18 protein-coding genes are annotated in these 20994 nt (G+C 63.6%); 9 read left to right on the forward strand and 9 right to left on the reverse strand.

From position 1 onward, the window contains the following. The first annotated feature begins 16 nt into the window (after positions 1-16). The 4 genes from C100_RS45240 (at position 17) to purC (ending at position 4327) form a co-directional block, all read left to right on the forward strand. Positions 17-1828 (forward strand): glycoside hydrolase family 15 protein, encoded by a 1812-nt coding sequence (locus C100_RS45240; protein ID WP_024021789.1) that lies wholly within the window; start codon positions 17-19, stop codon positions 1826-1828. Continuing rightward, on the forward strand, positions 1825-3231 hold the full coding sequence (gene otsA, locus C100_RS45245; protein WP_084625521.1) for an alpha,alpha-trehalose-phosphate synthase (UDP-forming): 1407 nt from the start codon (positions 1825-1827) through the stop codon (positions 3229-3231). Before C100_RS45240 ends, otsA begins: the two co-directional genes overlap by 4 nt. Before the next feature lie 37 nt (positions 3232-3268). Beyond that, positions 3269-3397, forward strand: coding sequence for a hypothetical protein (locus tag C100_RS49350; RefSeq protein WP_268746871.1), 129 nt, complete (start codon positions 3269-3271; stop codon positions 3395-3397). 147 nt (positions 3398-3544) lie between these two features. Continuing rightward, positions 3545-4327: a phosphoribosylaminoimidazolesuccinocarboxamide synthase gene (gene purC, locus C100_RS45250; RefSeq protein WP_024021792.1), complete on the forward strand. Its 783-nt coding sequence runs from the start codon at positions 3545-3547 to the stop codon at positions 4325-4327. Positions 4328-4379: 52 nt separating this feature from the next. Here purC and C100_RS45255 read toward each other — a convergent pair whose 3' ends face one another. Beyond that, on the reverse strand, positions 4380-5132 hold the full coding sequence (locus tag C100_RS45255) for a sulfite exporter TauE/SafE family protein (protein WP_024021793.1): 753 nt from the start codon (positions 5130-5132) through the stop codon (positions 4380-4382). 93 nt (positions 5133-5225) lie between these two features. Further along, positions 5226-6449, reverse strand: coding sequence for a polyhydroxyalkanoate depolymerase (locus C100_RS45260; RefSeq protein WP_024021794.1), 1224 nt, complete (start codon positions 6447-6449; stop codon positions 5226-5228). 129 nt (positions 6450-6578) lie between these two features. Between C100_RS45260 and C100_RS45265 the strand changes: the two genes are divergently transcribed. Together C100_RS45265 and C100_RS45270 are read left to right on the forward strand one after the other, a co-directional pair. After that, positions 6579-7235: a glutathione S-transferase gene (locus tag C100_RS45265; protein WP_024021795.1), complete on the forward strand. Its 657-nt coding sequence runs from the start codon at positions 6579-6581 to the stop codon at positions 7233-7235. A 39-nt stretch (positions 7236-7274) separates the two neighbouring features. Then, on the forward strand, positions 7275-8942 hold the full coding sequence (locus tag C100_RS45270; RefSeq protein WP_024021796.1) for a M28 family metallopeptidase: 1668 nt from the start codon (positions 7275-7277) through the stop codon (positions 8940-8942). Between the two features lie 31 nt (positions 8943-8973). On the opposite strand, the gene C100_RS45275 is transcribed toward C100_RS45270, so the two are convergent. Next, complete coding sequence (locus tag C100_RS45275) at positions 8974-10323, reverse strand: glycoside hydrolase family 27 protein (RefSeq protein WP_024021797.1); 1350 nt, start codon at positions 10321-10323, stop codon at positions 8974-8976. 91 nt (positions 10324-10414) lie between these two features. On the opposite strand from C100_RS45275, the gene C100_RS45280 reads away from it, so the two are divergent. Beyond that, complete coding sequence (locus tag C100_RS45280; RefSeq protein WP_024021798.1) at positions 10415-12730, forward strand: GH92 family glycosyl hydrolase; 2316 nt, start codon at positions 10415-10417, stop codon at positions 12728-12730. 3 nt (positions 12731-12733) lie between these two features. On the opposite strand, the gene C100_RS45285 is transcribed toward C100_RS45280, so the two are convergent. From C100_RS45285 to C100_RS45305, 5 genes are all read right to left on the reverse strand, one after another. Next, on the reverse strand, positions 12734-13393 hold the full coding sequence (locus C100_RS45285; RefSeq protein WP_024021799.1) for a hypothetical protein: 660 nt from the start codon (positions 13391-13393) through the stop codon (positions 12734-12736). 139 nt (positions 13394-13532) lie between these two features. Further along, a complete protein-coding gene (acnA, locus tag C100_RS45290) occupies positions 13533-16202 on the reverse strand; it encodes an aconitate hydratase AcnA (RefSeq protein ID WP_024021800.1) in 2670 nt (889 codons plus the stop codon). A 318-nt stretch (positions 16203-16520) separates the two neighbouring features. Further along, the gene (locus C100_RS45295; protein ID WP_024021801.1) at positions 16521-18293 is read right to left on the reverse strand and encodes a DUF885 domain-containing protein; all 1773 of its coding nucleotides are present in this window, start codon (positions 18291-18293) and stop codon (positions 16521-16523) included. Between the two features lie 56 nt (positions 18294-18349). Next, on the reverse strand, positions 18350-18553 hold the full coding sequence (locus C100_RS45300) for a DUF5818 domain-containing protein (RefSeq protein WP_031310259.1): 204 nt from the start codon (positions 18551-18553) through the stop codon (positions 18350-18352). Between the two features lie 4 nt (positions 18554-18557). After that, complete coding sequence (locus tag C100_RS45305) at positions 18558-18743, reverse strand: DUF1328 domain-containing protein (protein ID WP_024021803.1); 186 nt, start codon at positions 18741-18743, stop codon at positions 18558-18560. Between the two features lie 182 nt (positions 18744-18925). Here C100_RS45305 and C100_RS0125420 point away from each other — a divergent pair, with 182 nt between their 5' ends. Next, the gene (locus C100_RS0125420) at positions 18926-19369 is read left to right on the forward strand and encodes a ferritin-like domain-containing protein (protein WP_024021804.1); all 444 of its coding nucleotides are present in this window, start codon (positions 18926-18928) and stop codon (positions 19367-19369) included. A gap of 3 nt (positions 19370-19372) precedes the next feature. On the opposite strand, the gene C100_RS45310 is transcribed toward C100_RS0125420, so the two are convergent. Next, the gene (locus C100_RS45310) at positions 19373-20386 is read right to left on the reverse strand and encodes a 2-hydroxyacid dehydrogenase (protein WP_024021805.1); all 1014 of its coding nucleotides are present in this window, start codon (positions 20384-20386) and stop codon (positions 19373-19375) included. 130 nt (positions 20387-20516) lie between these two features. Here C100_RS45310 and C100_RS45315 point away from each other — a divergent pair, with 130 nt between their 5' ends. Continuing rightward, positions 20517-20987: an SH3 domain-containing protein gene (locus tag C100_RS45315; protein WP_024021806.1), complete on the forward strand. Its 471-nt coding sequence runs from the start codon at positions 20517-20519 to the stop codon at positions 20985-20987. The last annotated feature ends 7 nt before the right edge of the window (positions 20988-20994 follow it).

A 20994-nucleotide genomic window follows, 5' to 3' on the forward strand; every position in this document is an offset into this window, starting at 1 on the left:
CAGCACCAAGGACGACATGCTTTCATCCCAGAACGAGCAGACGCTCGACCTCTGGCCCATCGGCAATTGCCAGGCTTCCGCGCTGATCGACCGCGCGGGTCGTTTCATATGGGCCTGCGTCCCGCGGGTGGATGGCGACCCCGTCTTTTCCGCGCTGCTCGACCATCAGGACTGGGATGATCCGCAAGCGCGCGGCTTCTGGGCGATCGAACTGGAAAATGTGGTCGCGGTCGAACAACATTATATCCGCAACACGCCGATCCTGGTCACGCGCCAGCGCGATGCGCAGGGCAATGCGATCGAAACCTATGATTTCTGCCCGCGCCATCGGCACAAGGGCCGCATGTACCGGCCGGTCGGCTTTGTCCGCATCGTGCGGCCGGTCGCCGGATCACCGCGCATCCGCGTCCGGTTGCGCCCGACGACGAGCTGGAACGCGGACGAAGTGCCGATCAGCTATGGCTCCAATCATATTCGCATGGTGCTGTCCTACATGGCGATGCGCGTGTCGACCAACGCCCCCATCGGCCTGATTTCGCAGGAAAGCTGGTTCCGGCTGGAAGCGGACATGCATTTCTTCATGGGGCCGGACGAAGGCTTTTCGGACGCGCTGCGCCCGGCGATCGAGCGGATGCTGGACGACACCATTCACGAATGGCAGGTCTGGGTGCGCGGCCTCGCCATCCCGGCCGAATGGCAGGAAGCGGTGATCCGCTCGGCCATCACCCTCAAGCTTTGCCAGCATGAGGAAACCGGCGCGATCGTCGCCGCGCTCACCACCTCCATTCCCGAACATGCCGACAGCGGGCGGAACTGGGATTATCGCTACTGCTGGATTCGCGACGCCTATTATACCGTCGAAGCGCTCAACCGGCTGGGCGCGCTCGACGTTCTGGAAACCTATCTCGTCTATTTGCGCAACATCGTCGATGGCGCCAAGGGCGGGCATATCCAGCCGCTTTACGATGTCCGGGGCAATGCCACGCTGACCGAGTGGGAGCCGGACAGCCTGCCCGGCTATCGCGGCATGGGGCCGGTGCGCGTCGGCAATGCGGCCTATAATCAGATCCAGCATGACGCCTATGGCCAGATCGTGCTGTCGTCGGTGCAGGGCTTCATCGACCAGCGGTTGCTGCGCATGGCGGGTCATACCGATTTCGAGGCGCTGGAAGCGGTGGGCGAACGGGCGTGGCAGGTCTATGACCAGCCCGACGCGGGGCTGTGGGAATTGCGCACCCGCGCCCATGTCCACAGCTATAGCGCGGTGATGTGCTGGGCCGCATGCGACCGGCTCGCCCATGCGGCCACCGCGCTTGGCCTCGACCTGCGCGCCGCTTATTGGCAAAACCGCGCCGAGACCATGAAGGCCCGCATCCTGGAGGCCGCATGGCGCGTCGACAGCAACGCCATCTCCGCCAATTTCGAGGATGACGCGCGCGACGCATCATTGCTGCAACTGCTGGACCTGCGTTTCCTGACGGCGGACGATCCGAAGTTCACCGGCACGCTCGCCGCGCTCGAAGCCGACCTGCGACGTGGTAATGACATGCTGCGCTACAGCACCCCCGATGATTTCGGTGAGCCGGTCACCGCATTCAACGTCTGCACCTTCTGGCTGATCGAAGCGCTGCACCGCACCGGCCGTTCGGAGGAGGCGCGCGCACTGTTCGAGGAGATGCTGTCGCGTCGCACCGCCGCGGGCCTGCTATCGGAGGATATCGACCCCGCGACCGGGGAATTGTGGGGAAACTATCCCCAGACCTACTCGTTGGTCGGCATCATCAACTGCGCCGTCTTGTTGAGCAAACCATGGAGCGCCATGCGATGAGCCGCCTGATCATCATATCCAACCGGGTCAGCCGGCCCAGCAAGTCCGGCGCGCAGGGCGGGCTGGCCGTCGCCTTGTCACAGGCACTGCGTGAAAGCCGTGGCATCTGGGTCGGCTGGTCCGGCGAGACCACCGACAATTTCACCGGCCATATAGGCTTTAGCGAATTTGACGGCGTCAAGACGGCCACGATCGACCTGGAAGAACAGGATGTCGACGAATATTATAATGGCTATGCGAACAAGACGCTCTGGCCGCTGTTCCATTTCCGCATCGACCTGGCCGAATATGCCCGCGATTTCGAGGGTGGCTACAACCGCGTCAACAAGCGTTTCGCGGAAACCACCAGTCCTCTGATCGAGCCTGACGACATCATCTGGGTCCATGACTATCACATGATCCCGCTGGGCGAGATGCTGCGCGACCGGGGTCTCAAGAACCGGATGGGCTTTTTCCTGCATATCCCCTGGCCGCCGACCCGCTTGCTGGTGTCGCTGCCCCATCATACCAAATTGGTCAGTTCGCTGTTCGCCTATGATGTGGTCGGCTTTCATACCGAAGAATGGCTCGAATCCTTCCGCCACTATGTGGAAAAGGAAATGGGGGGGACGGTCGACGGCGATTTCGTCACCGTGGGCGACCGCACGATCCAGGCCATTGCCTGCCCGATCGGCATCAGCGCGCAGGAATTCGCCGACGCCGCCGTGAGCGATGCGGCAACGGGCATGTATGCGCAGGTCCGCGCATCCTTGCAGGACCGGTCGCTGATCATCGGCGTCGACCGGCTCGATTACAGCAAGGGGCTGGAAGAGCGGTTCAACGGCTATGCCCGGTTCCTGAAAGATCATCCCGAACATCATCGCAAGGTCGTGCTGACCCAGATCGCGCCGCCTTCGCGCGGCGAAGTGGAAAGCTATCAGCAGATCCGCGCCACGCTGGACTCGCTCGCGGGCCGGATCAACGGCGAATATAGCGATGTCGACTGGACGCCGATCCGCTACGTCAACCAGGGCTATCCGCGCGACAAGCTTGCCGGCATCTATCGGTCCGCCCGGATCGGGCTGGTGACGCCGCTGCGCGACGGCATGAACCTGGTCGCCAAGGAATATGTCGCGGCGCAAGACCCCGAAGATCCCGGCGTGCTGGTTCTCTCACGCTTTGCCGGCGCCGCGATCCAGTTGCGTGACGCGCTGCTGATCAATCCCTACAGCACGGAAGAAATGTCCGATGCGATCAAACGGGCGCTGGCGATGCCGCTGGACGAGCGCAAGCGGCGCTGGCGTGCGATGATGGACAGCGTCGAGCAGCAGGATATCAGTTGGTGGCGCGAAGCCTTCACCAGCCGGCTGATGGCGGTCGATCATGCCGGGCAAGCCGTCCCCGCGGAACCCGACGCCGGTTGAGCCGAACCTCCTCCCTCGCTAGGGACCAGGGATGCATATGGACGACGAGAGCGAAGCGCGCGGCCTGTGGACCGCCATCCAGGCGCGATCGGGCGTCATCATCGCCACGGTCGGCCTGATCGCATGGCTGGCGCTGCTCTGGTTCATGTTCGGTGACGTGCTGTAAGCGCGGCGGCGCAACTGCCCTCCCCCGCCAATTGCACCGGGGGGCAGTTTGCTTTATGGGCCTGCCGGAGCAGCCCCGGCACCCGCTGATCCTTTCCGATTCGCGTTTGCCGGGGCGAATTGTTTTTGGAAAAAGTCAGGAACGCGCATGGCCCGTCGCCGCCAGATTTACGAAGGCAAGGCAAAGATCCTCTACGAAGGCCCCGAACCGGGCACGATCATCCAGTATTTCAAGGATGACGCCACCGCCTTCAATGCGCAGAAGAAGGGCACGATTTCGGGCAAGGGCGTACTCAACAACCGCATTTCCGAGCATATCTTCACCCTGCTGGGCCAGATCGGCGTGCCGACCCACTTCATCCGTCGGCTGAACATGCGCGAACAGCTTGTCCGGCAGGTGGAAATCGTGCCGATCGAAGTCGTCGTGCGCAACGTCGCGGCCGGATCTCTGAGCAAGAAGCTGGGGATCGAGGAAGGCACGCAACTGCCCCGCACCCTGATCGAATATTGCTACAAGGATGACGCGCTGGGCGATCCGCTCGTGTCGGATGAGCATATTGCCTGCTTCGGCTGGGCGACCCAGGACGAGATGCACGACATTGCCGACATGGCGATCCGCATCAACGATTTCCTGTGCGGCCTCTTCGCCGGCATCGGCATTCGCCTGATCGACTTCAAGCTGGAATTCGGGCGCCTGTATGACGGCGAATATAGCCGCATCATCCTGGCCGACGAGATCAGCCCGGACGGTTGCCGCCTGTGGGACGCCGCCACCAACGAGAAGTTGGACAAGGACCGGTTCCGCCGCGACCTGGGCGGCGAAGTCGAAGCCTATCAGGAAGTTGCGCGCCGCCTGGGCCTGCTGCCCGAAGGGCTGGACACCACCGTCCTCGACCTCGACACCCATCGCAAGAAGCGCGAGAAGGAATAAGCGTCAAAGGCCGGCCATTGCGCCGGCCTTTTCGTTTCCGCTTCGAAAGCGGTCACGCCAACAGCGCGTCGGCCATCAGCTTGAGGCCAAGCAGGATCATCAACAGATAGATCAGCGTGTAGAAGCGCGCCGGATCAACCCGCCGCACCAGCGCCACGCCGGCGAAAGTCGAAAGAATCGCGACCGGCGCCAGCATCGCGGTCGCGGTCAGATTGGCAGCGGTGAACTGCCCCAGCGCGGCATAGGCCGGCACCTTCATCCAGTTCATCACGGCAAAGGCCAGAGCGGTGGTCCCGACCAGCATGTCGCGCGACAGCCTTTTGGGCAGCACCCACATCTGGAACGGGGGTGATCCGGCGTGCGCGATCTGGCTGGTGAAGCCGCTGGCGATGCCGAAGAGGAAACCGACCCAACCGGGCGAATCGGACGGGAGCGTGATCGCATTGCCCCGCTCCACCCACAGGCGCTGGAGGCCGAACAGCACCGAGATTGCGCCCAGCACGCCCAGCACCGCCACTTCCGAAACCTGCGCCGCGAACAGCCAGCCCAGGCCGATGCCCACCGCCGCGCCGGGCAGCATCACCTTCAATATGCCGCCGTCCCAACTGCGACGATAGGCCCAGACGCTGACGGCGTCCTGAAGGATCAGGATCGGCAACAGGATCGCCGCGCCGCGCACCGGATCGACCCCCAGCGCCATGATCGGCATGGCGAGCGCACCGACGCCGGCGAACCCGCCCTTGGCAAGACCGGAGATGATGACGGCGACGATGGCGCAGACGAAATAGAGGATGTCCGGGTTCATATCGCCCGCTTAGAATGCGCGCACGCCCATGAAAATGGCCGATGGATCAAGCAAGGCCCCATGACCATGCGTCGATGCCCTGGGGCAAAAGCCTCAGTTCATCGCCAGGATCATGTTCCGCACCTGCGGATAGACCTGCTTTTCCCATTTGCTGCCGGAAAAGACGCCATAATGGCCGACGCCCGGCTGGAGATGATGACGCTTGAGATGCGGGCGAAGACCAGTGCACAGCGCGTGGGCTGCGGATGTCTGTCCAACGGCGCATACATCGTCCCGTTCGCCCTCGACCGTAAGCAGCGCAGTCTTGTGAATGGCGCCGGGATTGATCTTGCGGCCGCGCACGGTGAGTTCGCCCTTGGACAAAAGTGTGCGCTGGAACACCATGTCGACGGTTTCGAGGTAGAATTCCTTGGTCAAATCCAGAACCGCGAAATATTCCTCGTAGAATGTCTTGATCTTGTCCGCCTCGACCGACTTGCCATCGGCCAAAAGCTGGTAAAGTTCGCGATGCTGGGCGCTATGGCGTTCCATATTCATCGACATGAAGGCGGAAAGCTGGAGAAAGCCGGGATAAACTTCTCGACCGCCGCCGACGTAGCGGAACGGGACGACGGAGATCAGATTTTCCTCGAACCACTTGATCGGCTTTTCATTGGCAAGGTCATTGACCGCCGTGGGGGCGGCATTGGGATCGATCGGCCCGCCCATCAGCGTCATCGACCGGGGCGTCGCCTTGTCCTGATCCTCCGACATGAGCGCGACCGCCGCCATGGCAGGAACGCAGGGCTGGCACACCGACACCAGATGCGCGCCTTCCCCCAGTTCCTGGAGAAAGCGGATCACATAGTCGACATAGTCGTCAAAGCCGAAGCGGCCAGCCGACAGCGGCACGTCGCGCGCATTTTTCCAGTCAGTGATGTAGACATCATGATCGCGCAGCAATGTTGCAACCGTGCTGCGCAACAAGGTCGAGAAATGCCCCGACATCGGCGCCACTACCAGCACGCGCGGCTGCTCTACCTCGACTTCGTCCTTGGCGAAATGGAGCAGGTCTCCGAAAGGCAGGTCGAGCGCGATTTCCTCACGCACGGCAACTTCCGCATTGCCGCTCTGAACCGTGCGAATGTCGTAGGCGGGACGCTTGTGCGTGAGTTTCGCGCCCTGGAACACATCCATCAGCGCGAACATGCGGCGCGGCATCGCCCACTCGGCCATCGGACCCATCCGGTCGCGCATACCAAGCGCCCATTGCGCGCCCAATCGCGCCGGCGCCAGCATGTCATTCCAGGCCTGATAACCACTGTAGAGCATCCGCATAATCGAAAACGTGCCTTATACTGATCCTGTCAACCGAATCGGTTCTTTGATGAAACGCTATACAGGCATTTTGTGTTGCGCCGCATCATCATAAATGTGAGTTAAGAAGTTATCGCGGGAGGGAACGCCATGGTCGATGCACAACTCACTCTTTCCAGCAGAAATTATTCCTCCTGGTCGCTGCGCGGCTGGCTGTTGTGCCGACTCGCCGGTCTGCGGGTCACCGAAAAGATGATCGCGCTCGACGATCCCGGCAATCGGGCGGAGCTGCTGCTCCTGTCCCCCTCCGTTCTGGTCCCGCGCCTGACGCATGAGCGGGCGAGCGTGTGGGACACGCTGGCCATCGCCGAATATCTTCACGAGCTCTATCCGGCGGCAGGCATGTATCCAGCCGACCGGATCGCCCGTGCGCACTGCCGGTCGGTGTCGGGCGAAATCCATTCAGGCTTCACCAATTTGCGCTCGGCGCTGCCGATGAACCTGAAGGTGCGGCATGATCGCTTCCCGATATTCCCCGGCGCCAAGCCCGACATAGAGCGGGTTGAAACCATCTGGGCCGAATGTCTGGACAGCTATGGCGGTCCCTGGTTGTTCGGCCCGGCGCCGACGGTGGCCGATGCCATGTTCGCGCCGGTGGTCCAGCGGTTTCTGACCTATGCCGTACCCGTGTCGCCGACATCCGCAGCCTATTGCGGCACGGTCAACAGTTGGTCGCTGATGCGCGAATGGATTGACGCCGCGCGCATCGAACCTGACGAGATGATCGAGTTGGAAACCGAATTCTAAAGGCCTTTCCCCCGCGGGATGCGGTGGTTAAGCAGGGGCATGACTGTTCGCACCCTTGCCCTGGCCCTTGGCCTCACCGTCGCTCCTTTCCTCTTTCCCCTGGCCGTTCAGGGCCAGACCGTCCCGCCAGACCGGCTGGAATCATCGGCCCGCACGCTTGCGTCCGACCTGTTCGAGGGCCGCGCGCCCGGCACCGTGGGGGAGCAACGGACGATCGGCTATCTGGTCGGGCGGTTCGAAGCGTTGGGCCTGGAACCGGGCGGGCCGGATCGCCAGTGGGTGCAGACGGTGCCGCTGCTCCATACCCGGCTGGGCGAAGCCGAAAAGCTGGAAGTGGCCGAGAACGGCGCGACAACGCCATGGACGTTCGGCAAGCAAATCTATGTTTCCACCCTTCAGCCCAGCGATCATGTCGCGATCGACAAGGCGCCATTGGTGTTCGTCGGCTATGGCGTATCCGCGCCGGAGCGAAAATGGGACGATTTCAAGGGCGTGGACCTGAAGGGCAAGATCGCCGTCTTCCTGGTGAACGACCCGGATTTCGAGGCGGTCGGGGGTGAGGATGCGGTCGGCAAGTTCGGCGGGCGGACCATGACCTATTATGGCCGCTGGACATATAAGTTCGAGGAGGCGGCGCGGCGCGGCGCGATCGGCGCGCTGATCGTGCACGACACGCCGGGCGCGGGCTATGGCTGGAATGTCGTGGTCAGTCCGGGCGGGGAAAATTACGATCTGGTCCGCCCGGCCGACAAATTGACCAGCCTGCAAATGCAGGGCTGGATCGAGGGCGATGCGGCCAAGGCGCTGTTCGCCGGCGCTGGCCTCGACCTCGCCGCGCTGCGCAAGCAGGCGCGGTCGGCTCGGTTCAAGCCGGTGGAACTGAAGGGCGCGACCTTCTCGGCCGCCTTCCCGGTCCGCCAGGAAGTGGTCCGGAGCGCCAATGTCCTCGCCCGCATCCCCGGCGCGAAGCGACCGGATGAAACGGTGATGTATGGCGCGCATTGGGACGCCTATGGCGAAGGCAAGCCCGATGCCCAGGGCCGCATCTATCGGGCCGGCGCGAATGACGACGCGCTGGGCATCGCCGCCATGTTCGAGATCGCCCGCGCGATGAAGGCCGGCCCCGCGCCCGACCGTTCGGTGCTGTTCGCCGCATGGACCGCCGAAGAACGTGGGCTGCTCGGGTCCGAACATTATGCGCTGAACCCGATCTGGCCGCTCGACAAGACCGTCGCCAACCTGACCATCGACATCATGCAGACCGCGGGCAAGGCGAAGGACGTGATCTTGGTCGGGAAGGGGCAGAATGAGTTGGAGGACGATCTCGCACGCTTTGCTGCGCAACAAGGCCGCGTGGTGACGCAGGAAAGCCTGCCTGAACGCGGGCTATTCTACCGCGCCGATCATTTCTCCATGGCGAAACGCGGCGTGCCGGTGCTGTTGATGATGGGCATTGCCGGCGCGTCGGACCTGGTCGACGGCGGCCGCGCGGCGGGGCAGGCCTGGGTCGATGCCTATACCGGCAATTGCTATCATCAGGCCTGTGACGCGGTCGGGCCGGAGTGGGATCTGGAGGGCGCGGCGCAGGATGTCGACCTGATGCTGCACATCGGCCGCGATCTGGCGACCTCGACGCGCTGGCCCGAATGGAAGCCGGGATCGGAGTTCAAGGCGCTTCGCGACACCAGCAAGGCGGCGAGGGAGTAGGCCGCCTTCCCGTCAGGAGGAGGGATGCGATTCAGCTCAGCCTGTAAAGCGCGCTGCCATGGGGCGGCAGGGTTGCGGCCACCCGCGCCGCCTGCCGCCCCAGCGCCCTGCCCGCCCACAGGTCGCGCACCGTCACCGGGCCGTTGACGCCGAGGTCGCGCAGGTCGATCCCGACATCGCGCGGCTTGGCGCTGGTGTTGAACAGCGCGAGGTAGCGGTCCGCGCTCCCCTCCGCGATGGCCGACCAGATGCGGGCGCCATCCTCCATAAAGTGGGGGCAGTTGCCGCTGCTCGCCTGATTGACCGCAATCACCTCCCGATTGGTGAGCAGCGCGAGCGTCGCGGCATCCAGATGGCGCAAATCGCCGCCCATGATGAGCGGTGAGCGGGCGATGGCCCAGAGCGTCATCAGCGTGCGCTGTTCGTCGGGGGTGAAGCGCGTGTCGCGTTCGCCGAGCGCCAGCCGGCCGAGGGGGAGCATGTCGGCGTCGGGCCAACTGCCGGGGCCACGATAGGGCGTCCAATTCTCCAGCCGGGTGAACTGCGCCTCCAGCATTGGCCAGTCATCCCAGAAATCGTCCGAGATGCGCCACATCTGTGCATAACGACGCACATGATCGCCGCGTATCACGGGCGTTTCGCCGGGCGAGAGGCTCAGGATGATGGGGCGGCCGGTCGCCGCAATCGCCTTGTGCGCGGCCTCTATTTCCGGTGCGTGGGCGTCATAGGGGCGGCTCATATCGTCCATCTTGACGAAATCGACGCCCCAGTCGGCATAAAGGCGGAAGATGCTGTCATAATAGGCCTGCGCGCCCGGTTTCGCCATGTCCACGCCATACATGTCGGGGTTCCAGGAGCAGATGTTGGAACGGTCGGCGATGTCGGCGGCGCGCACATCGGTGCCCAGCACCGGCAGGTTCCGATCGACCGCGGCGCGCGGGATGCCGCGCATGACATGGATGCCGAATTTGAGGCCCAGTGCATGGACCGCCTGCGCCAAAGGGGCGAAGCCCCTGCCCTGCGCGCTCGACGGGAAGCGATTGGGCGCCGGGATCATCCGGCCATAGGCGTCCATCGCGGGATTGGGCTTGGCGTTGTAGGTGTAGCTCGATGCCTCCGGCTCATACCATTGGATGTCGACGGTCAGGATGTCGTAGCCGAAGGGCAGCAGCTTGTCCGCCATGATCGCCGCAATCTCGCGCGTCTGCGCTTCGGTGATGGTGGTGGCGAAGCTGTTCCAGCTGTTCCAGCCCATTGGTGGCCGGGGCGCGAGCATGTTGCCCTGCCCGCTACTGGTTTCTCCCGCGCGCGCCACGCCAGCGGCCGCGATCCCCGCCATACCTGCGCCGAGAACGGCGCGGCGACTGGCCTCCAGATTCATCCTCTTCATTTGTAGGAGTAAACCGCAGCAGCCGCATCAGATCAAGCGGTAACGGCTTGGCGCGGTGCTGCGCACATGATTTAACCCGATCATGATGATCCGCCTCACCCGCCTGGCGATTGCCGCCGGCCTGCTCGCCGGCACCGCCCTCCCCGCGCAGCCTGTCCCATCCGATCCGATCGACGCGGTCGATCCGTTCATCGGCACCAGCGGCGAGGGTCATACCTTCCCCGGCGCCGTAGCGCCGTTCGGCATGGTGCAATTGTCGCCCGACACCCATGTCGGCGCGGCGCGCCAAACCTATGACTGGGCGGCGGGATACCGGCACGAAGACCCGGTCATACTGGGCTTTTCGCACACCCATTTTTCCGGCGCCGGGCATAGCGACCTGGGCGATTTCCTGGTGATACCGGTCACGGGCGACGCCGTGCCGCTTGAGCCGGGCGACGCGAAAACGCCGGGTTTTCGCTCGCACAAGGCCGATGAGGTCGCCTCGCCCGGCTATTATGCCGTAACGTTGACCGATCCCGGCGTCCGCGCCGAAATGACGGCGGGGACGCGCGTCGGTGTTCACCGCTACGCTTTCCCTGCGGGCAAGGCGGCGCATCTGGTGGTCGACCTGCGCAGCATCATCTATGATTATCCGGGCAAGATCCTCTGGTCCTCGGTCCGTATCCGGCCCGACGGTATCATCACAGGGTCCCGCGAAGTGCGCGGCTGGGCGACCCCGCGCCGCATCTTCTTCGCCATGCGCTTTTCCGCGCCGCTGACCGGGCATCGTTTCGTCAGCACGGAGGAGAATATCCTCTACAAGGGGTTCAAGGGACCGGGGCGCGGGCCGGAAACGCTGGATTCCTTGTCCGGGCGGGCGCTGGTGGCGCAGCTCGATTTCGGTGCGCTGGCTAAACCGCTGGAGGTGAAGGTCGCGCTGTCGGGCGTGGACGAGGATGGTGCGATCGCAAACCTGGGGAGCGAGCCGGGCGATTTCGACGCGGTGCGGGCGCACACACGTAAAGCCTGGACCGATGCGCTGGGCGCGGTGCGGATCGACGCGCCGGGACCGATGCGCACCAATATCTATACCGCGCTCTACCATAGCCTGATGGCGCCCAGCGTGTGGGGCGACGCCGACGGGCGCTGGCGGGGGCCGGACGATCAGGTCCATGAAGGGCGGGGCTTCACCATGCACTCCACCTTCTCGCTGTGGGACACGTTCCGCGCCGAGCATCCGCTGCTGACTCTGATCCAGCCTGCGGCGAAGAACGCCGATTTCGTCAACTCGCTGCTCGCCAGCCAAAAGACCAGCCCGTTCGGCATCCTTCCCGTGTGGCAGTTTGCCGGCAAGGAAACCTGGACGATGATCGGCTATCATGCCGTGCCGTTGATCGCCGACGCCTGCCTGAAGCGCATCAAGGGCATCGATTGCGCCGCCGCGCTCAGGGCGATGGTCGCGAGCGCGGATTACCCGCCCTATGGCGGGCTTGGCGACTATATGAAGCTGGGTTACGTCCCGATCGACCGGGAGCCGGAAGCGGCGTCCAAGACGGTCGAATATGCCTATGACGACTGGACCATCGCACGGCTGGCCCGGCAATTGGGCGACATTGCGACGGCGGAACGGTTCGACAAAAGGGCGCAGAACTGGCGCAACAGCTTCGACGCGAAGACCGGGTTCCTGCGCGCGCGCAAAGCGGACGGGACGTTCCGCACTCCCTTCGATCCCACCGCCATCAACTATGGCAGCGATTATACGGAGGGCAATGCCTGGCAATATAGCTGGTTCATGCCGCACGATCAGGCCGGGATGTTCCGCCTGCTGGGGGGCGACGCCAAGACCGTGGCGAAGCTGGACGCCATGTTCGATTATGACAACAGCAAGATCGACTATAGCCATGCAGAAGACATATCCGGGCTGATCGGCCAATATATCCATGGCAACGAACCCAGCCACCATGTCGCCTATCTCTACGATTATGCGGGCCAGCCCTGGCGGACGCAGGCGCGGTTGAAGCAGATCGTCGAGAGCCAGTATAAGCCGACGCCGGAGGGACTCGCGGGCAATGACGACCTTGGCCAGATGTCGGCCTGGCTGGTGTTTACGGCGCTGGGATTCTACCCCGTTACGCCCGGCAGCAACCAATATGTGATCGGGCGGCCTTTCGTCGAGAAGGCGGAGATGATGGTAGACGGCAAGCGATTTTCGGTGGTCGCGGACGGGCTGTCGGACGCCAATGCCTATGTCGGCACGGTGACGCTCAACGGGAAGCCGCTGGCGCGAAGCTACGTCACCGACGCGGAAATCCGCGCCGGGGGCGAGTTGCGCTTCACCATGCAGGCGACGCCGAACAAAGCGTGGGCGACGGGCGCAGAAGCACGGCCCTATTCGATGACGCCTTTCAAGCGCTGACCCTCAGCCCGCCGGGCTGCGCTTCATGTAGAGCGATTCAGCGAGGTAACCGCGCAGCATCGTGCGATCGATCGCCAGCTTGCTGTCCGCCCCGCCCGCCAGGCAGGAGGACAGGGTCGGCATCGTCTGCTGCAAAGCCGATTTTTCGGCAACGCTGCCCGGCGTCGCCCGCACCACCGCATCCGCGGCGGGCGCGTTGCGGGTCACGATGCAATCGGCATAGGCGTGATAGGGCGATGACCGGGCATCGACACTGGCCTGGAAGGGCGCGCCCGGTTGCGGCGCACTGGCGTCGGGCGTGGGATAGGATCGCAAGTAAATCTGTTCGGCGATCGCACCGCGCATCCAGTTGCCTTTCATCCGCAATTTGCCGCGATGAAGACAGCCGTTCCGGCTCTTGGCCATACGCATCAGGATCGCATGTTCGACATCGGACCCCGGCGCACTGGCCAGAACCGACCGGGCAGTCGCGGGATCGCCCATGACCACGCAGCGGGCAAAGGTCCGCATATGGGATTCGGCCTCATCCCGATCGGCCGCAGGGCCATCGGGCCGTTCGTCGGTCTTCAGAGGACGATGAAAAGAGCTGCTGTGGTCCTGAGCCTGCACGCCGGAAAAGGGCAGGGTCGCGAGCAAGAGGGCAAGGGCAATCGGGCGCTTCATCCGAATCCTCCATTTGTCCCCCACGCAAAGTTTGCCGCCCCGTCCAGCCGTCATCAACTCCTCTGCGACGAAAGGTCGACAAAAAAGGGCTCCTCCTTGCCGGAGAAGCCCTTCCCGTTTTCCAGTGCGATGGCCGCGATCAGGCGGCCAGTTTCCGCAGCACATATTGGAGGATGCCGCCGTTCAGGAAATATTCCAGTTCGTTGACGGTATCGATGCGGCAGAGCGCGGTGAAGGTGAAGATCGAGCCGTCCGCGCGGGTCACCTGCACATCGACGTCCTGGCGGGGCTTGAGATCCGACACGCCCAGGATGGTGAAGCTGTCATCGCCCTTGAGGCCCAGCGTCTCCCGGCTTTCGCCATTTTTGAACTGGAGCGGCAGCACGCCCATGCCGACCAGGTTCGACCGGTGGATACGCTCGAAGCTTTCGACGATAACGGCGCGCACGCCCAGCAGGTTGGTGCCCTTGGCCGCCCAGTCGCGCGAGGAGCCGGTGCCATATTCCTTGCCGCCGATGACGACCAGCGGCGTGCCGTCGGCCTTGTGCTTCATCGCTGCATCGTAAATCGGCATGGTTTCGCCATTATAGCTCGTCATGCCCCCTTCGACACCGTCCAGCATCTGGTTCTTGATGCGGATATTGGCGAAGGTGCCGCGCATCATGACTTCGTGATGGCCACGGCGCGCGCCATAGCTGTTGAAGTCGGCCTTGCTGACCTGATGCTCCATCAGCCACTGGCCCGCCGGGCTGTCGACCTTGATCGAACCGGCCGGCGAAATATGGTCGGTGGTGATCGAGTCGCCGAAGATTGCCAGGGGTTTGGCTGCGACGATGTCGGTGATGGCCTCGGGGGTCATGGACATGCCCTCGAAATAGGGCGGGTTGGCGACATAGGTCGAACCCGCGCGCCAGCTATAGGTGTCCGAACCGGCCACGTCGATCGCCTGCCAGCGGGCATCGCCGGTGAAGACGGTGGCATAGCGGCTTTCGAACATGTCGCGGGTCAGCGCGCCGTCCATGACCGAACGGACTTCCTCGTTGGTGGGCCAGATGTCTTTCAGATAGACGTCCTGTCCGTCGCTGCCCTGACCGATCGGGGTCGCCACGAAGTCGGTGGTGACGGTGCCCTTGAGCGCATAGGCAACGACCAGCGGCGGGCTGGCGAGGAAGTTGGCGCGCACGTCCGGCGACACGCGGCCTTCGAAATTACGGTTGCCCGACAGCACCGAGGCCGCGACGATGTCGTTGCCGTTGATCGCCTTGCTGATCGGCTCGGCCAACGGACCGGAGTTGCCGATGCAGGTGGTGCAGCCATAGCCGACGAGGTTGAAGCCGACCGCGTCCAGATGCGACTGGAGGCCGGCTTTTTCCAGATAGTCGGTCACGACCTGGCTGCCCGGCGCGAGGCTGGTCTTGACCCAGGGCTTGGGCTTCATGCCCAGCTCGTTCGCCTTCTTGGCGACCAGGCCGGCGGCGACCAGAACGCCGGGGTTCGACGTGTTGGTGCAGCTGGTGATCGCGGCGATCACGACGTCGCCGTCGCCAATATCATGGCTTTTGCCTTCCACCGGCACGCGCACGGCGGCGGCTTTCTTGTAGACCTTTTCCAGGTCGGCGTTGAACGTGTCGTCAACTTCGGTCAGCACAACCTTGTCCTGCGGCCGCTTGGGGCCGGCAAGCGAGGGGACGACGGTGGACATGTCGAGTTCGAGCACGTCGGTGAAGACCGGATCGACCGAAGCGTCGAGCCAGAAGCCCTGTTCCTTGGCATAGGCTTCGACCAGCGCGATATTCTCTTCGCTGCGGCCGGTGAGGCGCATATAATCCAACGTCTTGTCGTCAATGCCGAAGAAGCCGCAGGTCGCGCCATATTCCGGCGCCATATTGGCCAGCGTCGCACGGTCGGCAAGGCTGAGCGAGGCCAGGCCGGGGCCGAAATATTCGACGAAGCGGCCGACCACGCCCTTGGCGCGCAGCATCTGGGTGCAGGTCAGCACCAGATCGGTGGCGGTGATGCCTTCGTTCAACGTGCCGGTCAGCTTGAAGCCGACGACTTCGGGGATCAGCATCGACACGGGCTGGCCCAGCATCGCGGCCTCAGCCTCGATCCCGCCCACGCCCCAGCCGAGCACGCCCAGGCCGTTGATCATGGTGGTGTGGCTGTCGGTGCCGACGCAGGTGTCGGGATAGGCGACCATGTTGCCGTCGGCGTCGGCCGAGGACCAGACGGCCTGCGCGATATTTTCCAGATTCACCTGATGGCAGATGCCGGTGCCGGGAGGAACGACCTTGAAATTGTCGAGGCTCTTGCTGCCCCATTTCAGGAAGTCATAGCGCTCCATGTTGCGCTGATATTCCAGCTCGACATTGTCCTCGAACGCCTTGGGCGTGCCGAACTCGTCCACCATGACGGAATGATCGATGACGAGATGGACGGGCACCTGCGGATTGATCTTCGCAGCGTCGGCGCCCAGCGCGTTCATGGCATCGCGCATGGCGGCCAGATCGACGACGCAGGGCACGCCGGTGAAGTCCTGCATCAGCACGCGCGCGGGACGATACTGAATTTCACGATCGGACCGGCGGTCCTTCTGCCAGTCGACAATCGCCTGAATGTCGTCGGTGGTGACGGTGACGCCATCCTCGAAACGCAGCAGGTTTTCCAGCAGCACCTTCATCGAGAAAGGCAGGCGCGAAACGTCTCCAAGCTTCGCGGCCGCCTTCTTCAGCGAATAATAGGCGATGTCCTTGCCGCCGACAGTCATGCTGTCGCGGGTGCCCAAGGTGTCCTGTCCGATGGCGGTCATAAGATGTGCGTCTCCTCGCATGGCGCTCCGGCCAGAGGATGACGCAATTCCACCAGTGGCTCGCCGGACGGCGAAAATTCCGGACGGCAAGCTGGCGGGCTAGCGCCCCAACCGATGGTCGAAGCAGGTATGTCCCGATGGTGCAGCGCCATACAGACTGACGCGGCCAAGTCAAATGGACAAAGCAGCCGATTGGACCTTTGGCCCCCTGAATTTCATTGCTGACGGGCCGGACCGCCGAAAACAAATCTGGCCGCGCACCTTAGTTGTACGCAAACCGGGGAAATAGCGCACCAGCCGCGCTGGAACGATCGCAGGTCAGCGCGCCTTCTCCGCCGCGATCCAGTCGTCGATCTGGCTTTCCAACACCGTCAACGGCACCGCCCCTTGCGAAAGCACGGCGTCATGGAAGCGGCGCAGGTCGAATTTCGGCCCCAGCGTCTGTTCCGCCCTGGCGCGCAATTCCCTGATCTTGATCTCGCCCAGCTTGTAGCCCAGCGCCTGCCCCGGCCAGCTGATATAGCGATTGACCTCCGCATCGATGTTGGCGTCGGACAGGGCGCTATTCTCTTTCATAAAGGCTACCGCCTTTGCCTTGTCCCACCCCTTGGCATGGATGCCGGTATCGACCACCAGCCGGCAGGCGCGCCACATCTCGTAGGACAGGCGCCCCATCATCTTTTCGGGCGTGTCGTACAGGCCCATCTCTTCACCCAGATATTCGGTGTAGAGCGCCCAGCCCTCCACATAGGCGGTGAAGCCGGCGAGATATTTGCGGAAGGGCGGCAGCGGCAATTCCTGTTGCAGCGCGATCTGGTTGTGATGCCCCGGCACCGCCTCATGCGCGGTGAGCGCCGGCAATTCCCAATAGGGCCGCTGGTCGAGCTTTGACGTATTGACGAAATAGGTGCCGGAAATGCCGCTCTCCGGCGCGCCCGGCATGTAATAGGCGGTCGTCGTCCCTTCCGCCTCAGCCGCCGGGATCGGCTTCAATCCGTAGGGCAGGCGCGGCAAAGTGCCGAAATAGCGGGGCAGCAGCCCGTCGATCATCTTGGCCTGGCGCGCGGCGACGCGCAGCAATTCTTCGGGCGTTTTGGCATAATAAGCGGGGTCGGTCCGCAATTGCCGAATATAGGCGGCGCGGCTGGGATAGCCGGCCTTGGCCGCGATCTCGTCCATCCGCTTGCCGATGCGAGCGACTTCGCCGAGACCGATCTGGTGAATCTGGTCAGGGGTGAGGTCGGTCGTCGTGTGCGCCTTCACGCGGCTGGCATACCAGGCCGCGCCACCGGGGAGCGCGGCAGCGCTGTCGCTCTTGCGGCAATGGGGCAGATAGTCGGCTACGAACAGATCATGCCATTTGCGATATTCCGGCGTCAGCACGTCGCGGATCAGGGCAATGGCGCGCGCCTGCATCGCGCGCCATTCCGCCTCGCTGATGTCGCGCGGCCGAGTGCGCTTGAAAGGTTCGTAGAAGCGCGTATCCTCCGGCTTCCCGGCGACAATGCCGCTGATCGTGGACGCGTAGTTGCCGAGCACCGAACAGGGCTGGACATAGCCGCCACTGATCGCCTGTCGCGTGATGGCGAGTGCGTCGCCATTTTGCTTGGGGTAAAGGGCGAGGCGCTTGAGATAGCTGTCATAATCGGCGCGATTGTAGAAAGGCAGGCCGTCCGCCATGCCGGAAAAGCCCTGGTGCCAGCCATAATAGGTGGTGAAGAGCATGAGCCGTTCGGCCATATGCCGATCGCTGTCGATATCGTCGCGCAGCATCCACAGCAACACGTCGCGATTAACCCGGTCGGCTTCATCCAACCCTTGCGCGGGGATCGCCTGAAGCCGGTCGGCAAATTCCCTCTCCGCCCTGATCTGCGCGTCACGCGCGGTCAGCGACATATCATAGATGCGGTCGTCATAGTCCCGCACGCCGCGCGCCGTCGCCTCGACTGGGTGGGTGGAGAGATACCAGCGCCAATGCTCGTCGAGCAGACCGGTCAGTTGGTCGTGGGGCGTCTGCGCTTGCGCCTGCGCCGGGAAAGGCAGGACGGCCAACAGCATTGGGGCGATGATCGTGGGAAATATCTTGCGCATATATGCGAAGGTTCGCGCCTAAAGCGCCATTTGGCAAGACCGCTTATGCGGGCAGGTCAGGCGGCGGCTACCCCTTCGGCTTCGACCACGTCGTCGCCGGCATAGATGCCGCGCACCCTCACCCGTTTTTCAACATGATCGACCGGCACGCGGAGCAGAACCAGGCGATAACTGCCGCCCAGATCGCGCTGAAGCAGGAAACCGGCCGCATCACGCACCAGCCTGCCCGTTTCGTCCACTCCAGCACCGATCTCAATCATGCCGTCAGTCTATCGCGTCCTTGACGCCCTTGCCAGCCAGGATGCCCAGCACGAGAAACAGGACGAACACGGCAACGGCGATGAAGAACAGGATTTTGGCGATGCCGACAAAGGCGCCGGCTGCGCCGCCAAAACCCAGCAATGCCAGCACGGCGGCAATGACGAGCGAGATGATCGCAAGCTTGATCATGAAAACAGGTCCTTTCGTTGGAATTGGATCATGGACCATCAACCCATCATAACGGCGCTTGTTCCGCCTGCGTAGCGGAAGAGCGGCATGGCTAATGATGCTTTAAGATTGAAAGTCAGTCACTTGGTTGAACCCGGCGGGGCGTCCGATCGTTCCGGGACGGCGCATCAAAGGAGACGGCCATGAACAACCATGCCATCAGCAAGCTGGACGACCTGATCACCACGTTGATCGACAGCGTAAAGGGCTACGAACATAGCGCCGACAAAGCGAAATCGGCGGCGTTTCAGACGCTGTTCCGCGATCTTGCGGCCGAGCGGCAGGCGGCCGTGACCCTGTTGCAGGACCATAGCCGGACGCTGGGTGGCAAGCCCAATGAATTCGGCTCCGCCGCCGGCACTGTGCATCGGCGGATCGAGGACTTGCATGTCGCGCTGGGCGGCGGCGACAAGGCCGTGATTCAGGCGATCGACCGGGGCGAGGATTATCTGAACGAAGAATTTGAGCGAGTGCTCAAGGACGAAGCCATCGGTACCGAAACCCAGGCCGTCGTGCGGCAGGCGCATGATTCGGTGCGCCATGGTCTCCGCCTGGTGGAGCAGTTGAAGCAGCAGAGCGCCGCCTGAGGGTCAGACCCAGCCTTCCAGCACTTGGTTCGGCGGTCTATGGCCATCGACCCAGGTGCGGATATTGGCGATTACGCGCGCGCCGGTGGCGTCGCGCCCTTCGATCGTCGCCGATCCCATATGCGGCAGCAGCACCACGTTGGAGAGCGCCATCAACCGCGCGTCCACCGCCGGCTCATGAGTATAGACATCCAGCCCGGCTCCGGCGATGCGCCCTTCTTCCAGAGCGGCGATCAGTGCATCTTCGTCGGTGATCTCGGCCCGCGAGGTGTTGATGATGTAGGCGTCCGGCCGCATCAATGCCACGCGACGCGCATCGATCAATCCGCGGCTGTCGGCGTTCAAAGGACAGTGGATCGACAGAATGTCGCAGCTGGCGAGCAAAGCGTCGAGATCGCCCTGCCATTCCGCCTCCAGTTCCTGCTCCACCTCGAACGGCAGGCGATGGCGGTTATGATAGGCGATCGACAGGCCGAAAGCGCGGGCGCGGCGCGCGACCGCGCGACCGATGCGGCCCATGCCGATAATGCCCAGCTTCTTGCCCCCGATCCGGTGGCCCAGCATACCCGACGGGCTCCAGCCACGCCATTGGCCGGCGCGCACCAGCTTTTCCCCCTCCGCCAGTCTGCGCGGGACCGAGAGGATGAGCGCCATCGTCATGTCGGCCGTATCCTCGGTCAGAACGCCGGGCGTGTTTGTGACAATGACGCCTTTCTTCCGTGCGGCGATCAGGTCGATATGATCGACGCCGCTGCCGAAGCTGGCGATCAGTTGCAGCCGGTCGGCCGCGCCCGCGATCAAGGCGGCGTCGATCTGGTCGCCGATGGTCGGCACCAGCACGTCGCATTGGGCCATGGCGCTGGCAAGATCGGCGCGGCTCATGGCCACGTCGCCGACATTGAAGCTGGCGTCGAACAGTTCAGCCATGCGCGCCTCCACATCGGGGGGCAGACGGCGCGTCACGATGACGCGCGGCTTGGCGGGGCGCGGTTGAGTCTTGCGCGGTTCTTGGGCCATGCAAAGGCCGCTATTCCCGGCTGCGGCATCGGTCAAGCGGATATGGCCGCGCCGGCAATAGGAAAGACTGTCCCATCAGCGCGCAACCGGTTATGGATCGGCTATGGGTGACACGGGTTCTGGGTTTCGAATGCGGCGGTTCTGGATGGTTGCGGGTGCGCTGGGCGCGCTGACGGGTGCAGGCGTCGCGATCGGCGCACCGAACAAGCCGGTCCCCTATTGGGCCTCCATATCGCAGGATGAAGCGCGAATGCGCGTGGGGCCGAGCCTGGATTACCCGTCCAACTGGGTCTATCGCCGCCGTGACCTGCCGGTGAAGGTCGTGCAGGTGCTGGGCCTGTGGCGCAAGGTCGAAGACCCGGACGGCGCGCAGGGATGGATGCACGTCCGGTTGCTGAGCGACACGCCGACCGCGATCGTCAAGGCCGACGTCGCGCCGATGCACGAATCCGCGAGCGACGGGGCGGCGTCGCTCTATCGGGCGGAACGCGGCGTCGTGGGCCGACTGTCCGATTGTTCACGCCAATGGTGCGCCTTCGACGTCAAGGGACGGCGCGGCTATGTGAAAGCCAGCGACTTGTGGGGCGCGACCGACAAATAGCGTCTGC

The sequence above is a fragment of the Sphingobium sp. C100 genome (assembly GCF_000508185.1).
Classification (GTDB): Bacteria; Pseudomonadota; Alphaproteobacteria; order Sphingomonadales; family Sphingomonadaceae; genus Sphingobium.

Coding starts and splice junctions, on each gene's coding strand:
- C100_RS45280 (WP_024021798.1), top strand. CDS start 10,415: ATGATGATCCGCCTCACCCGCCTGGCGATTGCCGCCGGCCTGCTCGCC.
- C100_RS45305 (WP_024021803.1), bottom strand. CDS start 18,743: ATGATCAAGCTTGCGATCATCTCGCTCGTCATTGCCGCCGTGCTGGCA.
- C100_RS45265 (WP_024021795.1), top strand. CDS start 6,579: ATGGTCGATGCACAACTCACTCTTTCCAGCAGAAATTATTCCTCCTGG.
- C100_RS45310 (WP_024021805.1), bottom strand. CDS start 20,386: ATGGCCCAAGAACCGCGCAAGACTCAACCGCGCCCCGCCAAGCCGCGC.
- C100_RS45285 (WP_024021799.1), bottom strand. CDS start 13,393: ATGAAGCGCCCGATTGCCCTTGCCCTCTTGCTCGCGACCCTGCCCTTT.
- C100_RS45240 (WP_024021789.1), top strand. CDS start 17: ATGCTTTCATCCCAGAACGAGCAGACGCTCGACCTCTGGCCCATCGGC.
- purC (WP_024021792.1), top strand. CDS start 3,545: ATGGCCCGTCGCCGCCAGATTTACGAAGGCAAGGCAAAGATCCTCTAC.
- otsA (WP_084625521.1), top strand. CDS start 1,825: ATGAGCCGCCTGATCATCATATCCAACCGGGTCAGCCGGCCCAGCAAG.
- C100_RS45275 (WP_024021797.1), bottom strand. CDS start 10,323: ATGAATCTGGAGGCCAGTCGCCGCGCCGTTCTCGGCGCAGGTATGGCG.
- C100_RS0125420 (WP_024021804.1), top strand. CDS start 18,926: ATGAACAACCATGCCATCAGCAAGCTGGACGACCTGATCACCACGTTG.
- C100_RS45260 (WP_024021794.1), bottom strand. CDS start 6,449: ATGCGGATGCTCTACAGTGGTTATCAGGCCTGGAATGACATGCTGGCG.
- C100_RS45270 (WP_024021796.1), top strand. CDS start 7,275: ATGACTGTTCGCACCCTTGCCCTGGCCCTTGGCCTCACCGTCGCTCCT.
- C100_RS45255 (WP_024021793.1), bottom strand. CDS start 5,132: ATGAACCCGGACATCCTCTATTTCGTCTGCGCCATCGTCGCCGTCATC.
- C100_RS45315 (WP_024021806.1), top strand. CDS start 20,517: ATGCGGCGGTTCTGGATGGTTGCGGGTGCGCTGGGCGCGCTGACGGGT.
- C100_RS45295 (WP_024021801.1), bottom strand. CDS start 18,293: ATGCGCAAGATATTTCCCACGATCATCGCCCCAATGCTGTTGGCCGTC.
- C100_RS49350 (WP_268746871.1), top strand. CDS start 3,269: ATGGACGACGAGAGCGAAGCGCGCGGCCTGTGGACCGCCATCCAGGCG.
- acnA (WP_024021800.1), bottom strand. CDS start 16,202: ATGACCGCCATCGGACAGGACACCTTGGGCACCCGCGACAGCATGACT.
- C100_RS45300 (WP_031310259.1), bottom strand. CDS start 18,553: ATGATTGAGATCGGTGCTGGAGTGGACGAAACGGGCAGGCTGGTGCGT.